Genomic DNA, 14,984 nt, shown 5'->3' with positions numbered 1-14,984 from the left:
ATACCAAAAAACAGGCTAAATTGTATAATGTAGCTGTTCGTCAGGGAGCAGGGTCTGATCCATTTTTACCCTTTTCCATCCTAACTACCTCATGTTCTATTGGTTTAATACTGCTTAAATAAGCATATATAGCTTTCAAATCAGCTTGTTTCATTCCGCCATACATCGTCCATGGCATTGGGGAGTTTAGCTCTCCTGGCAAAAGTTCCTTTTTTTTATAACCTGCGTCAGCATAAGCAGTAAATTTATCAACAAATACACTTTCAGTCCATTTCCCTATACCTGTTTCTTTGTCAAATGTGATGTTCGGGGATCGCATAATGCCATTAGGTTGTTTGAATTCCATCCCCCCGGAAAACTCAGTTCCCTCAATAATAGCTCCTTTATCAGTCTGACTGTGACAATCTACACATCCTGCAGCATTAACAATGTACCCCCCATACTTAACCAATTCACTTGGAGACGGTATCGGATGAAAGTCCGCTGGTTTAGGCATGGTATTCAGTAGAAAGCTGACTGGAAAGTCCGCTTCCGAAGGTGGAACATCATTTTTAACCGCTGGTAAAGTACGAATATAAGCAATGATACTATAGATATCTTCTTTGTCCATCTTGCCAAACCGATGCCAGCCCATTAACGGAAACAAAGCTTTCCCTTGCTTATTAACACCGGTAGTAATCGCATGCAGAATCTCCCCATCCGTCCAGCTTTTTAAGGCATATGGTGTAATGTTAGGGGCAATAAACACTCCGGGAAAACCCATATCCCTGGAAAACACTTCTCCCCCTCCTCCAAAGTTCCCAGCTGCAAGAGGTGCAGCAAAATAGGTATAGTCCCGGGTACTGTGGCAATCCATACAAACGGTAACATGATTCGCCAGGTACTTTCCACGCTCGATACGGGCAGCGGTACGTTCAATGGTAATAACGGGAACCTCGCCAGCCTTGGGCAAAACCGTCTTCATATAAGTTCCTGCCCCTATCGCCAAAACAACAACAACAAGAAGCACCACACCAAGAATTTTAAGAACTTTCATGACTTATTTTATTGATTATCAGCACTAAGTTGCTATTAATTCTAAATTATATCAAGAGTTAATGAAAATACTTGCCCCTTTATTTCTACTAATTATGAAATTGATGACTGGTTAGGGAATACTTAGGTTTTAAATACACAGTTTGGAAATTAAATTTCCTTATTCTTAATTAGTAATTAAGCACATTTTAATTTGATTATAACGATTTCAGCATACAATGATCAGCCTACGTTATTATAACTTAAGGTTTTGCAGCCGCTTTGGCTTCTTTTATCTTTTTCCTCTCCAGGGATCTAAAGTATCCTCTAAAAAAAAAGTTATGTTTTAATGCCTCCATATTTTGGTTGAAGCCATCTGTACCATGTTGCAGGTTTTCCATAGTCAGGCTTATATTTTTAGCCATTAGTGAATCATTAAGCACGGTATTTACAGCGTTATGTCCTTTAGTAACGTCATGGTTTATTGTCTTAACCATGGTATTCATTTCCATGGTCATGGCATTGGCATGTACTCCGGCCTCCTTTATTTGTACAACGGCATCTTGAAGCGTATTTGCCATTTCAGTGTTACTAAGTAACAACCCGGCAGTTCCTTTGCCATGTTTGATGTCGCTGATAATTTGATTGAGTGCCATGCTCATCTCGTTGGCATTGTTGCTTGTCTTATATACATTTAGCAAGGAGGCTTTCAAACTTTTTCCAATAGTTTCGTCGTTGAATAATTTCAATACCGCACCGCTATCAATTCTCATCACGGTACCCTTAAGTACTTCAGAAATACTGGCAACATTGTTATTAGTCTGCGATAATTTTTCTATAATTTCGTCCATATTGGCCATTTCCTTGGCTTGCAGTATATCACCTTCTGCTACTTTTTGACTAATACCTTTTACCGGACTAATATTCACGACCTTGTTGCCCATCAGGCCTTCAGTGCCTATAGCAGCCAGGGCATTTTTGTTTATGAACGATTTAACCTTACTATTGATCTGCATGGTAACTTCAATAGTGCTATCGTTAATAAGTTCAATTTCTTCTACAGTCCCTGCCTGTAAGCCCGAAAAGAGCACATTATTCCCTTCTGTTAAACCACTCAAATTAGAAAATCTTACCTTGATTTTGAATTCATTACCAAAGAGGTTTTTATTCTTTCCTATAAAAAAAAGGTAAGGATCATCAGTATTAAGCCAGATAAAACAAATGCCCCAAGCTTAATATTATTTTCTTTTTTATGTGCCATTTCTGTTATTTATTCAAAAAATTGTTTAATATTTTGATCGGCTGACTGCTCAAGCTCTTCATATGTGCCCTCTGTATAACATTTCCCTTCCAGCAGAAGTACCACTAAATCTGCGGTATTCTTAACACAGTTCATATCGTGTGAGATTATGATAGAAGAGGTATGATTTTTCTTTTGCAGTTTAAGGATCAGATCTTCAATTTCCCTTGAAGTAACAGGATCCAGTCCTGTCGTCGGCTCGTCATAAAGAATTACCTCAGGCCTCAGGATCATGGTTCTTGCAAGCGCAACGCGTTTCAGCATTCCTCCTGATAATTCCGAGGGCATCATATCCAGCGTATGGAGCAGATCTACATTTTCCAGAGCTTCGCTGACCAGCCTGTCCACTTCTTCTTTCTCAATGTCCACCCAATGCCTTAACAGGGGGAACTCTAAATTTTCCCGGATCGTCATTGAATCATAAAGGGCATTGCTTTGAAACAAAAAACCAATTTTAGACCGTGCCTCATCTAGTTCATCTTCGTTCATCTCCGGTACATTACCATTAAATACATGGATACTTCCGCTATCCGGCTGTAACAGGCCAATGATACATTTGATCAGTACAGATTTACCTGAACCAGATTTACCAAGGATAACTACATTGCTGCCCTTTTCTACAGTCATATTAAATCCATCCAGTATGACTTTTTCTCCGAAGGCTTTGACCAGATCTTTGATCACAATTACTGCTTCATTTTTAACTTTTTCCATGTTTATTAGTTAAGTCCCAGTAATTCCGTAATCTGCACTGCCAGTAAGTCTATAATGAAAATCAACACAGAAGATAGAACTACAGCTGAATTAGCTGAGATTCCGACTCCTTGCGTACCTTTGCTGGAGTTAAATCCTTTATAACATCCTACGATGCCTACAGCAAAACCAAAAACAATGTTTTGATTATAGCCGGTAGTATATCGCTAAAATCCAGACTTTTAAAAACCTGAAGAAAAAACAGATCAATACTGGTTACCGAACGTATGTTTACTCCCAGATACGCGCCAAACAAAGAAATCCCATCTCCAAGAATAGTAAGCAGAGGCAGCATTAAAGTAGTTGCCACAACCCGCGTAGCAACCAGATATTTGAAGGGCTTGATGCCGCTTACCGTCATAGCATCTATCTGCTCAGTTACCTTCATTGATCCAAGCTCAGCACCGATGCTACTGCCTATTTTCCCGGCAAAAATCAATGCAGTGATCACCGGGCCGATTTCCCGTACAATTGCAAGCCCAACCATCACTGGTAGCTGCGATTCCACGCCATATTCCACAAGCGAGGGCCTCAGCTGCATGGTAAGTACCAGTCCCATGATAAAAGAAGTAAGCCCAACCAATGGAAATGAAAGATAGCCAATATTATAACATTGATTTAGTAGCTCCCTATTCTCATACCGCGGCTTTATTCCTGTCGAAAAGAAACGGCCTGTAAAACGGGCTACATTCCCGGTTTCGTTTAGAAATCGTTTAAGCCGAACTATTAATGTCATAACTTCAAACCTAGATGATATAAACTGAACAGCTATGACCCGTAGCTCTGAATTATATGATGCTAGTCATTGTAAGCAGTGATCAATATCATCACCCTAGAACTGATGATCGTAAAAATCATTAACAACCTTGTTCTTATGTTTCAACTCCTATAAGGGTTCGGGAAACGACTGTTTAAAATTTGTCTTATATAATCGAATTAATCAGTTCATTCATTGGTAAATTAGCTTTGCATACAATGGCTTTATGCTATAGTTATATTCTTATCGAGATATACATCTTGTATTACTTTTAACATATTTACTCCGTCACTAAAAGGACGTTGAAATGCTTTTCTGCCAAGAATTAAACCCATGCCCCCAGCGCGCTTATTAACAATAGCCGTAATTACAGCTTCCTTCAGATCGCTTTCTCCAAAACTTTCACCTCCGCTGTTTATTAATCCTACACGTCCGCTGTAGCAGTTGAGCACTTGGTAACGCGTTAGGTCAATTGGGTGATCTGAAGTTAGTTTTTCGTAGACGAGCGGACTTGTTTTGCCTTGTTTAGTAGCTAAATAACCACCGTTGTTGGTAGGTAGTTTTTGTTTTATAATATCAGCTCCTATGGTAACCCCTAAATGATTAGCCTGTCCGGTAAGATCGGCAGAGGCATGATAATCTATTCCATCTACCTTAAATGCATTGTTGCGGGTATAGCACCATAATATGGTAGCCATTCCCAACTCATGCGCCATTTGAAAAGCCTCCGCAATTTCTTTTAGCTGGCGGGGACTTTCTGCACTGCCCCAATAAACAGTAGCGCCTACAGCAACTGCGCCCATATCCCATGCGTTTTTAACCGTACCAAAAAGAGTTTGGTCATATCGGTTAGGCATGCTTAGTAACTCGTTGTGATTGATCTTTACGATAAAAGGTATTTTATGCGCATACTTACGGCTCATTATGCCCAATACGCCAAAAGTGGAAGCAACCCCATTACAACCACCCTCTATTGCCAGCTTAATAATATTTTCGGGATCAAAGTAAAGAGGGTTAGGTGCAAATGCAGAACCTGCACTGTGTTCAACCCCCTGATCTACAGGTAAAATACTGCAATAGCCTGTACTGCTCAAACGTCCATGTCCTAACAACGCCTGTAAGCTGCGAAGCACCTGGTTACTGCGGTTACTGTTCACCCATATCTCCTCAATATGATTTGGCGAGGGAAGATGGATTAATTTTTTATCGATAGTTGTGCAGATGTGGCTTAACAAATACTCGGCTTTGTCGCCTAACAGTTCGATCATTTTTTCACTTTCCATAATATTTTAACTATTAACTTTTCAACCAATTTGATTATATTAAGGTAAGATAATCCTACCCCATAGCCCCTCTCATTGTCAATGGGTGGAATGAAAGACAATAATAAGGAAATACATGAACTACGCCATATATTCCTTATCGGTATTGGACATAAAGTTCATTCTAAGCCTGCAGTTTACCGGAATACCTTCCCGGAAAAGTTTAAAGCGTAGTTTTTTCTTGTTGTTCAACCCGGTCAAGTTAATGAGTTACATTTTCATGTCGCTCATGGCCTTCTTCTTCTGATCTTGCTTTTTCACAAGAACCAAAGCCATCCCACATTTAGGACATTTGCCAGGCTTGTTCATTACAACTTCCGGATGCATGGAGCAGGTATACTTCTTTACCATTTTTCCTTCTTTTTGAATAGAGTCCTTTCGTGTACTGTCTGGTTTTGTTTGTGAAAACGTTGTTGTGGCTGCCATAAATAAAATAGCAATTGCCATGATTGATCTTTTCATACTGTTGTTTGTTAAATAAATAATTATGTTAATAATCTAATTGAAATACGCCACCAATCCTTTATAACTATTGTAATGATTGGAAAGCAATATAAATCTGAAGTCAATGAAATCTACATTTTGCTCATATCATGCCCAGCCATCGGGTCAGCTCCTTTTTTCAATATATATTGACTTGATAATAAATAAGCGCCACTAACGACCACTTCCCTTACATTTTCCAAGCCTGATGTTATAATGATCTGACGGTCATCCTCATCTCCTGTAGCCACCATTTTGGAAATAAATCTACCTTTTCCTGTTTTTACCCACACATGTGCACCCATTTGATCACGAATAACGGCATCCAGTGGTAAAGAAATGGCATTGCTTATTTTTGCTTTTGGCAATAAAACGGTAACCTGCATACCAGGTTGAAGTTTACCCTGACTTTGTATACTTGCCCTTACTTTTAATATTTGGCTCGATGGGTCTATCTGAGGAGATATAAAATCTATTTTAGCAGTTTGCTCTGATTCAGCAAAACCATTCACAGCAATTTTTACCACTGTCCCTAGTTTTATTGAACCTACTTCGTCGGGATATACATCTGCTTCTACCCAAAGCTGGCTTAGGTTTTCTAACCTCAACACCTGTGAACCTTCTGTTACATACTGACCTTCAGAAACATTAATCTCATTCACTATTCCCGAGGCAGTAGCACGCACAGTCACAGAGGAAGACGATATTCCACTTTTTGCCAGATTTTCAATCTGCGAATTCGAGTAACCAAAAAGACGTAATTTATTTCTTGCTGCCTCTCTAAGCGTTTGATAAATCTTTTCATTCGGGAATGCAGCTACTTGTTTTACCTGAAGTATATAATCCTGCTGCAGCGTTTGCAACGTTTCACTATAAATTTGAAATAAAGGCTGCCCTTTAGACACAGCCCTACCTGTTTCTTTCACAAACAGCTTTTCAATCCTTCCCGCATACCTGCTCGAAATTACTTCTGTTAAATCCGGATTGACAACCACTCTACCATTAAGGATTTTAGAAGTATGAAATGCAGTACCTGCTACCACTACTGTTTTAATATTTCCTAATTGAATCTGACTTTCCGTCAAAATCACTTCATCTTTGTTTCCTGTATCACGTACAAGCACTAATTCCATTCCACAAATCGGACAAGTACCGGGAGCGTCTTTGACTATCTGCGGATGCATAACGCAGGTATATTTCTCAGAAGAAACAACTGCTGCTTTCTTTTCACTTTTACATGCAACAACAAGTAGCGAGGGTACCAAGGCAATCATTGCCATATTCAGTATAAATTTTTTCCTTTCCATATTATTGCTCTGTTATGTTTTGTACTTTAACAAAACTTTCACTGTCTACTAAAAACCAGGCATTCAGTGCTACTTCCTTATCCGGAATACTACTCCCTATATCCACCAAATTCCCGCTAACAGATTTCACCTTTACATAAACCGGAACAAATGCCCCTTTTTCTTTGATAAATGATACATACCGCGTTCCTAATTGCAATACAGCGGTACGAGGTAGCCAGGTACCACTTTTCTTAACATCTTCATCCTGACTGACTTGAATCAGCTCACCAACCCTCCATTCTTTTTTCGAATTAGGCAAAACGGCTCGAACCAACGAATAATTAACACCCTCACTATAATAGGGTTGAATTAGGCTTACAGGTACATGAGCCAGCTTTGTTTTTGCATCAACAGATGTTACAGAAATCCTGGTCCCCCTCTTAAAATCAATTAGTTGATCCGGAGATATATAGAACTCTGCCCAAACCTGCTGTACGTTGACCATACTAAACAGTTTCTGTCCTACAGAGACATACTGACCTTCTCTTATTTCCAAAGGCGTGTTTGAGGCAACAGCGGGCACTGCTGAGGGTGAAGAAGCACTTGTTCCGCTGCCCATACTACCCATTGAAGAGCTGCTTTCTGACGAAATTGATGTACCCCCAACTGATGAACCTGGACCAGCAGAAGATGCACCTCTTGGCGCTTCAGAAATAAAACCGGAATACGGACTGTAAACACTGATCTTATAATCGATCTTTCCGCTTTTGATTACATTACGGATCTGTTGCTCCGTTGATCCAAGTAAGCGTAGCTTCTTTTTCGCTGCTTCAAGTAAAGTTGGCTCATTATTATCACGAAGAAAGAGCAGTTCCTGCTGGGCGTTCGCCAAGTCCGGACTATAAATATCCATAAGTTTCTGCCCTTTAGACACCGCCTGGTAGTTATATTTCACATACAGCCGTTCGATCCGACCACTTACTCTTGAGGATACCGAATTCAGATTATTGGTATTGTAGTTAATCACTCCTTTAACATTGATTTGTGCAGAACGCATTCCGGTAACAGGCTTGATCGTTTTGACAGCTGACAGCACAAATTCGTCTGTTGGTTTCACCAGTGTCGCCAAACTATCATTTACTTTTCCTGGTCCCCGCTGAGATACAAGCGGCACTAATTCCATTCCACATATAGGACAATTGCCTGGTGCATCTTTGATTACCTGCGGATGCATAGAACACGTATATTTTGTCACTTCCGTATGTGCTTCATGGCTTTTAACCTTACCCTTGCATGCAAAAAACAAGGAGATGGCTCCCAGAAGCAGGATTGCCGCCCTACCTTTCAATATTTTTTTCATAATCCACAATCATTTGATAAAACTTCTTTAACTGCCCGATGTAATTCATCTGCGCCATATTCACAGTCTCCCAACCGTCAATCACTATATTTAAGTTCTCTTTATTCTCCTGGTAAGACAGCATGGAAACTTTCAGATTTTTGTCTAAAGCAGGCAGAATCTTACGTTCATAGTTAGTTAACTGCAGCTGCATATTATTCAAATCATTTTCCATTGATTTAGTCATCCCCAGCATATCACTCAACATCGCTTCTTTCTGCTGACGCATGGCATCCCGTTCAAAACTCATCGACTTGACCTCTGATTTATACATTTTAGACGACCATGGTACAATTGGAATAGAAATCATACCCATCAATGTGAATTGATTGGGCATCATTGCCGCACGGTTAGACATGTGTTCAAACCTGATCCTGAAATCTGGCTTAGCCTCCTGCTGCATTTGTTTGATGTTCAGACCCATCACATCAATGGAGCGGTCCATTTGCTTGATATCGCTTCTGTTTTCAGCCAAATAAGCGGTGTCCAGCAAGGCGGTCGGGTTAAACGATACCTTATAACTGGTATCTACATTAAACTCCGTACTTACTGGCCTGTACATAAGCGTATTAACAGCAATCTTTTTCGAGCGAATCTCGCTTTCAGTCATTAGAATCATATTTTCCGACTCATATAAACGCCCGTCAGCTTTAAATACCTGCGAAAGTGAGCCTTGATTATAAGGATAGCGGATCTCGGCAATCTTTTTCATATTTTGCATAATGGCCCTGTTTTCTCTTTGAAAAACAAGCGTTTTATTCGCTACCAATAAATCAAAATAAAGCTCTTTTGCTCTGGCTTTAAGTTGATTGGCCTGAACAGCTTGCTCGGCAAGCGTAACCGAAGATTGCGCCTCCTGATACTTCGCTTTTGCTTTAAGCTTAACAGGGTTAGGTATATCCTGTTCAGCCGAAAACACCCAGGCCCCTTTAGCCGATTCATCCATTAACTTCACTCCCGGATAAGGCGTCATAAAAGTTCCCACTCCTACCATAGGTGCCATCCATGCCTTGGCACCATTTACTTTGGCATCATCACTTTTGATGCGGCTGTCATATACCTTTAATGACGGATTATTGGCACTAATCTCCTGCAGCATTTGATCAAGAGTCAAAACTTGCTGCGCATGCACCTGTCCCAAACCGATGAACAACATGACACAGAGTATACTTCTACGATTCAACATCATGCACCTCCAATTTTCCATATTTCCGTAATTCATATTCTTTTGTCATTAAGAAGATCAGTGGTGTGACCAATAAAATGTGTGTAGACGAGGTCAAAACCCCACCAATCATAGGCAAAACAATGGGCGCCATCATATCACTACCCACTCCTGTTGACCATAACACGGGTATCAAACCAAACAAGGCCACACACACCGTCATAATTTTAGGTCTCAATCGTTTAGCAGCTCCTTGAATAACATATTCCCTTAAATCTTCTTTCGTAATGGTATCGCTCGAATTTCCTTTTAAAGCGATCAGCTGAGCCATCGCATCGTTCAGGTAAATTACCATCACGACCCCCGTTTCCACCGCGATACCAAAGAGTGCAATAAAACCGACCGCTACGGCTACCGATAGACTTACTCCCCAGAAGTAGATAATATACGCGCCTCCAATCAGCGCAAATGGAATCGTAACCAGGCTTAAAAAGGCTTCCCTTGCAGACTTGAAAGCAAGATATAATGCAATGAAGATGATCATCAATACAATTGGAAGTATATAGATTAATGTCTGTTGTCCACGGATCAAGTTCTCATATTGCCCGCTCCATTCAACAAAATAACCGTTCGGTAACTTCAGATCTTTATTCAATTTGTCTATGGCCTGCTGAACAGTATGTCCCAGATCCCTATCCCGCACATTAAACATCACCGCACCCCTTAATAAAGCATTTTCAGAAGTGATCATTGGAGGGCCATCCGCAAAATGAATATCGGTAACCGCAGACAGTGGAATCGTTCCAGCGTCAGGAGAAGTAATGGGAATACGTTTGATCCGGTCAATACTATTCCGATAATCCTGACCCAGTCGCAAATGAATGTTAAAACGCTGCCTGCCTTCAATGGTTGTTGCAAAAGGAGCACCTCCTATAGCTGTCTCCACTGTGGCATTAATATCATCCACAGATAAGCCATAGCGTTCCAATTGATCACGTTTAATGGCAATTTCGAGGTACTTCCCACCTGTCACAGGCTCGACATACAAGTCTTTGACTCCTTCTATATCCTTTAGAAGAGACTGCACCTCGTAAGATACTGAGGCAATCTTTTTCAAATCCTGTCCATACACCTTGACCCCCACATCCGTACGGATCCCCGTTGAAAGCATATTGATACGGTTTATAATAGGTTGTGTCCAGCCGTTCACTACTCCAGGAATTTGAAGCTTTGCATCCAGTTCATTGATTATATCCTTCTTAGTTAACCCTGGTCTCCATTCTGATTTAGGCTTCAAGGAGATGATCGTTTCAATCATATTAACAGGCGAATTATCTGTTGCTGTATTTGCTCTACCCGCTTTACCCAACACTTTACTGACCTCAGGCACCGATTTGATCAGTTTATCCTGCACCTGTAAAATCCGCTTTATTTCAGCGTTTGAAACATCTGGCAGCGTAACGGGCATAAATAAAATCGATTGTTCATCCAAAGGAGGCATAAATTCTCTTCCCAGGCTCATTACCATCGGAATGCTAATCAGCAGTGCAAGTATATTCACTCCGATCGTGGTTTTTCGGTTCCGCATACAAGCTCGGATAACGGGCTCGTAAATCTTTTCCAACCACCTGTTCAAAGGGTTTTCATGATCTGACCGGAACCTTCCTTTCATGAAGAAAGAAATCATAACCGGAGCAAGGGTGACCACCAGCAAGGCATCAATTAAAAGAATAAACGTCTTGGTGTAGGCTAGCGGATGAAAAAGCTTACCTTCCTGACCTCCTAATAAAAATACAGGCAGAAAGGAGGCTATAATAATGATGGTGGAAAAAAATACCCCACGGGATACCTGCTTGCAGGCCTTTTCAATAATGCTTAATCTTTCTTCTTCAGATAGTTTCACATACCCCTCTTTTTTCTTTTTCTTACCGAAAAAACGGCTTAATCTATTCCCCATCTGTTGGTTCTCCTTTTCTTAATTCGTTTAGTTCTGCCTGCCTGATAGCCAGGTGTTTATATGAGTTCTCAGCCATAATGATTCCATTATCAACGATAACCCCAATTGCTAGCGCAATCCCTGTTAATGACATGATATTGGATGAGATATCCAGCGCGTTCAATACAATAAAACTTGCCGCTATAGTGATTGGAATCTGGATAATGATACTGATGGCACTTCGCCAGTGGAAAAGGAAAACGATGACAATTAGAGAAACGACGATCATTTCTTCGATTAACGTATGTTTGATAGAGGAAATTGATTCTTCAATCAACTCACCCCGGTCGTATACAATATTAAATTTCATCCCTTCAGGCAAACCTTTACTTACCTCAAGCATTTTAGTTTTCACCTTTTTGATCACTTCATCAGCGTTCTCCCCATACCGAAGTACGACGATTCCTCCAACGGCCTCACCTTTTCCATTGTAATCAAAGATCCCCAGACGAGTTTCTCCTGCCATCTGCACGGTAGCAATATCTTTAATCTTAATTGGGATTGAATTTTGCGTGCGCACAGATAAGTTTTCTATTTCTGCAATAGATTTCAGATATCCGGTGGTTTTAATGATATAACCGATATCGCTCATCTCAAACTTTCGTCCGCCCGCTTCATTATTATTCGTCTTCACCGCTCGCATAACATCAGGAACGGTAAGCTTATAATAGGTCAACTTATTGGGGTCAATACTAATTTCATACTCTTTTTGAAATCCCCCAAAGGACGCAATCTCACTTACCCCTTGCACGTTCTGCAATGCAAACTTGACATACCAATCCTGTACCGCCCGTTGCTCCCCTAAATCCATTCCAGGTGCATCAAACGTATACCATAGCACATGACCTACTCCTGTTCCATCGGGCCCCATAGTGGGCGTTACACCCTCTGGCAAGGAATTTCCTATTGAACTTAGCCGCTCCAATACTCTGGAACGTGCCCAGTAAGTATCCACGTTATCTTCAAAAATGATAAAGATAAAGCTCATACCGAACATAGAATTTGCCCGGACATACTTCACTTTTGGGATCCCCTGAAGGTTAGTGACTAAAGGATAGGTAATCTGATCCTCGATGATCTGCGGACTCCTTCCCATCCACTCTGTAAATACGATCACTTGATTTTCAGATAAATCAGGTATTGCATCTATTTTACTTGTTTTGACCGAATATATGCCCCAGGCAAATATCCCAGCCGCTACAAGCAGTACCAAAAACCTGTTTCGCATGGAAAATGCGATGAGTTTTTCAACCATGAAATTAAAATTAACTTACGTAAGAAAATTGAAAATTAGGGACTGAAACGTCCTTCAAGCAAGAAATCGCTTGATGCAGAGAAGAAATAAATGCTATATACGGAAATTGCAGTTACGTAAAAAAGTTGCTGAACTTTGTACGAACGGTGGAGAGTTTAATTGAGGGAAATCTTCATGAGTAGAAGATATATCCACTTCTTGAAAAGTGAAATATTCGCTTTTTAGCTGGATAGGAAGATTAGTAAAATGAAAGTTAACATCAGAAGAGGTCTTGGCATTATCAACCTTTACTTGTTTATCCTGGTGTTTGCAGCAATCCTTTGCCTTGTCGGTCTTCATTCCACATTTGCTGCACTTTTCCGTTTTGGAAGACACCAATCCCATTTCCACCAGTTGCCCCATGCAATAATGAAAGTGCATAGTTGCTCCTGATGAAACACCAAGATAAAAAACAACTAATAGGGTAACGAAAAACTTTTTCACTTGTATGGATTAACTGATATTGTTAGCAAATATAAGCATTAGCGCTAAACAATGAGCGGCACATGCATGCAGTTTATAGTTTTTGTGCACAGTTCCCATGTTATGTCCTTCAGATCTAATATTTCACACATTTCTGCATCTTTATCTCTAACTGTGATTACACTTGTTCCCTGCGCATTATAAAAAATTAAGATATAGTGTGTTGACTTCGTCTTTGATTGTATAACTAAAACTTACTCATCACACTATATCTTTACCATCATTATACCTATCGATATTACGAAAGGACAACCTTGAAATTACATAACAAAATTGAATGGTATCTTCCTGGATACCATATCCTAAATCCGGTTCATTTACCTTTATAATACCCCGGGCTCATGATCTATTCCAAACGGCTTGTCTTGCCTTTCTGTATGAGTGTTACTAAAACTACTACTTCGCTCTATATCAGGAGTATCATCTTCTTCACCGTTCACGTCTCCCTGAGATAGTATAGTATAATTGCCAGCCTTACTAAGCTGGGTTTGTAATACACTTGTATCCATAGGTTCATTCATGGTAATTACTACTCCTGGCGGATTTAATTTAACGTCTGCATTTACAACATTTTGCAGTTCAATCAATGCACTCTTTACGTTGTCCACACAGCCGTCACAACTCATTCCTTTTAATTCATAATAATACCTTTTCATCTTGTTTAGTTTAAATATATAATATTAACGCTTTATTACAGAAGGAGAATATAAGTGTATTTTAGTAATGAAGCTAATCATAACTAATAATAAATATAGTAAATCTTAGTACTGTTAATTTTTAACAGTACTAAGATTTACTATACTTATACAAGCAATTTCAATGCCATGAAGTTTTAATCTATACTTTTCTGTAGGTGAACGCGGAAATGAAAAAGAAAATCCACAACAAATAAAGGGCAATGATTTAGGCAAAATTCAAATAGATCCCATGCGCCCTACACCATTCATTGATCTGTTTTATTATCTGCGGAGTAATTGGCGTTCCTATATTACAAACATTCGTATCATCAAAACCACCCGTATGTATGGCGATTAACTGATTGGCATTGGTATAAATTGGCGACCCACTTGAGCCATCCAGCGTATAAAAGTCATACCGCAGCAGTTGGTCCAAAAAATAATAGTTCTTCGTTTTGTCCGTCCACAACTTCATCCCCGTGATCGGGTCGGGATAACCAGCCGTAAAAATCTCCTTCGTTGGTTTAGCCGCAGCATAATTCGTCAGTTTGAAATACCCGCCTGCATGCTGGTATAAAGTAGCATCGGGAAGAATGATAATTCCATAATCTTCCTGAAAAGTAGGTGCGCTGTTATAAGAGGGCAGCACGTATATATTTTTATACATTGCCGTCGCAAAATGCTGCCGGGCCCGATAGGTATTATTACTGGTATACCCTACTGTAACCGTCATTTTAGCAACTGGATCAAACCGATTTGTAAGATTATGACCTGCCGTAATAAGTACCCGGGGGTGAATAAATGCGGCGGTAGCGTTGTACCGTTCATTCCAGAGCCATGCCATTCTGCGGATATCCAGTTGCACAACTTTTAATACTTCCTTGTTTAATTGCCCCGATTGGATTTGAATTCGACGGTTTTTACTTACCTCCTTATTACATTCCTGAGCGCCTAGAGGGGGTGCGATAAATAGAATGCAACAAACGATAAGGTAAATGTTCTTTATGAATATGTTTTTCCCCACCCTTACTTAACGTATTTTTACTTGTGCT

Annotated in this window: 13 protein-coding genes and 1 pseudogene; all 14 read right to left on the bottom strand. The window is 40.1% G+C overall.

Annotation, left to right across the window (positions count from 1 at the left end; translation table 11 throughout):
- Nucleotides 1-40: 40 nt before the first annotated feature.
- Nucleotides 41-1,036, bottom strand: a complete 996-nt coding sequence (locus ADIARSV_RS12765) for a c-type cytochrome (protein WP_016195966.1) — start codon at nucleotides 1,034-1,036, stop codon at nucleotides 41-43.
- Between the two features lie 241 nt (nucleotides 1,037-1,277).
- Complete coding sequence (locus ADIARSV_RS12760) at nucleotides 1,278-2,132, bottom strand: MlaD family protein (RefSeq protein WP_016195965.1); 855 nt, start codon at nucleotides 2,130-2,132, stop codon at nucleotides 1,278-1,280.
- A gap of 152 nt (nucleotides 2,133-2,284) precedes the next feature.
- Nucleotides 2,285-3,028, bottom strand: a complete 744-nt coding sequence (locus tag ADIARSV_RS12755; RefSeq protein WP_016195964.1) for an ABC transporter ATP-binding protein — start codon at nucleotides 3,026-3,028, stop codon at nucleotides 2,285-2,287.
- A gap of 5 nt (nucleotides 3,029-3,033) precedes the next feature.
- A pseudogene (locus ADIARSV_RS12750) lies at nucleotides 3,034-3,803 on the bottom strand (MlaE family ABC transporter permease).
- 245 nt (nucleotides 3,804-4,048) lie between these two features.
- Nucleotides 4,049-5,107, bottom strand: coding sequence for a class I fructose-bisphosphate aldolase (locus tag ADIARSV_RS12745; protein WP_016195962.1), 1,059 nt, complete (start codon nucleotides 5,105-5,107; stop codon nucleotides 4,049-4,051).
- Nucleotides 5,108-5,356: 249 nt separating this feature from the next.
- On the bottom strand, nucleotides 5,357-5,608 hold the full coding sequence (locus tag ADIARSV_RS12740) for a heavy metal-binding domain-containing protein (protein ID WP_016195960.1): 252 nt from the start codon (nucleotides 5,606-5,608) through the stop codon (nucleotides 5,357-5,359).
- 113 nt (nucleotides 5,609-5,721) lie between these two features.
- The gene (locus ADIARSV_RS12735) at nucleotides 5,722-6,936 is read right to left on the bottom strand and encodes an efflux RND transporter periplasmic adaptor subunit (RefSeq protein WP_040300012.1); all 1,215 of its coding nucleotides are present in this window, start codon (nucleotides 6,934-6,936) and stop codon (nucleotides 5,722-5,724) included.
- A gap of 1 nt (nucleotide 6,937) precedes the next feature.
- Entirely contained in the window at nucleotides 6,938-8,278 is a 1,341-nt protein-coding gene (locus ADIARSV_RS12730; protein ID WP_016195958.1) for an efflux RND transporter periplasmic adaptor subunit, read from the bottom strand.
- The gene (locus ADIARSV_RS12725; protein WP_040300010.1) at nucleotides 8,256-9,506 is read right to left on the bottom strand and encodes a TolC family protein; all 1,251 of its coding nucleotides are present in this window, start codon (nucleotides 9,504-9,506) and stop codon (nucleotides 8,256-8,258) included. The genes ADIARSV_RS12730 and ADIARSV_RS12725 overlap by 23 nt, the downstream gene beginning before the upstream one ends.
- Entirely contained in the window at nucleotides 9,490-11,439 is a 1,950-nt protein-coding gene (locus ADIARSV_RS22900; RefSeq protein ID WP_016195956.1) for an efflux RND transporter permease subunit, read from the bottom strand. The genes ADIARSV_RS12725 and ADIARSV_RS22900 overlap by 17 nt, the downstream gene beginning before the upstream one ends.
- Nucleotides 11,429-12,733: an efflux RND transporter permease subunit gene (locus ADIARSV_RS22895; RefSeq protein WP_016195955.1), complete on the bottom strand. Its 1,305-nt coding sequence runs from the start codon at nucleotides 12,731-12,733 to the stop codon at nucleotides 11,429-11,431. Before ADIARSV_RS22895 ends, ADIARSV_RS22900 begins: the two co-directional genes overlap by 11 nt.
- Nucleotides 12,734-12,826: 93 nt before the next feature.
- Nucleotides 12,827-13,216 carry an HYC_CC_PP family protein gene (locus ADIARSV_RS12710; protein ID WP_040300007.1) on the bottom strand — a complete coding sequence of 130 codons (390 nt, stop codon included), beginning with the start codon at nucleotides 13,214-13,216 and terminating at the stop codon, nucleotides 12,827-12,829.
- A gap of 362 nt (nucleotides 13,217-13,578) precedes the next feature.
- Nucleotides 13,579-13,911 carry a heavy-metal-associated domain-containing protein gene (locus tag ADIARSV_RS12705; protein ID WP_016195954.1) on the bottom strand — a complete coding sequence of 111 codons (333 nt, stop codon included), beginning with the start codon at nucleotides 13,909-13,911 and terminating at the stop codon, nucleotides 13,579-13,581.
- Between the two features lie 247 nt (nucleotides 13,912-14,158).
- Complete coding sequence (locus tag ADIARSV_RS12700; protein WP_016195953.1) at nucleotides 14,159-14,956, bottom strand: trypsin-like serine peptidase; 798 nt, start codon at nucleotides 14,954-14,956, stop codon at nucleotides 14,159-14,161.
- Nucleotides 14,957-14,984 lie beyond the last annotated feature (28 nt).

It is taken from the genome of Arcticibacter svalbardensis MN12-7, from assembly GCF_000403135.1.
Classification (GTDB): domain Bacteria; phylum Bacteroidota; class Bacteroidia; order Sphingobacteriales; family Sphingobacteriaceae; genus Arcticibacter; species Arcticibacter svalbardensis.
Note: the sequence above shows the minus strand (reverse complement) of the source record. Positions and strands in the feature narration are given on the sequence as shown.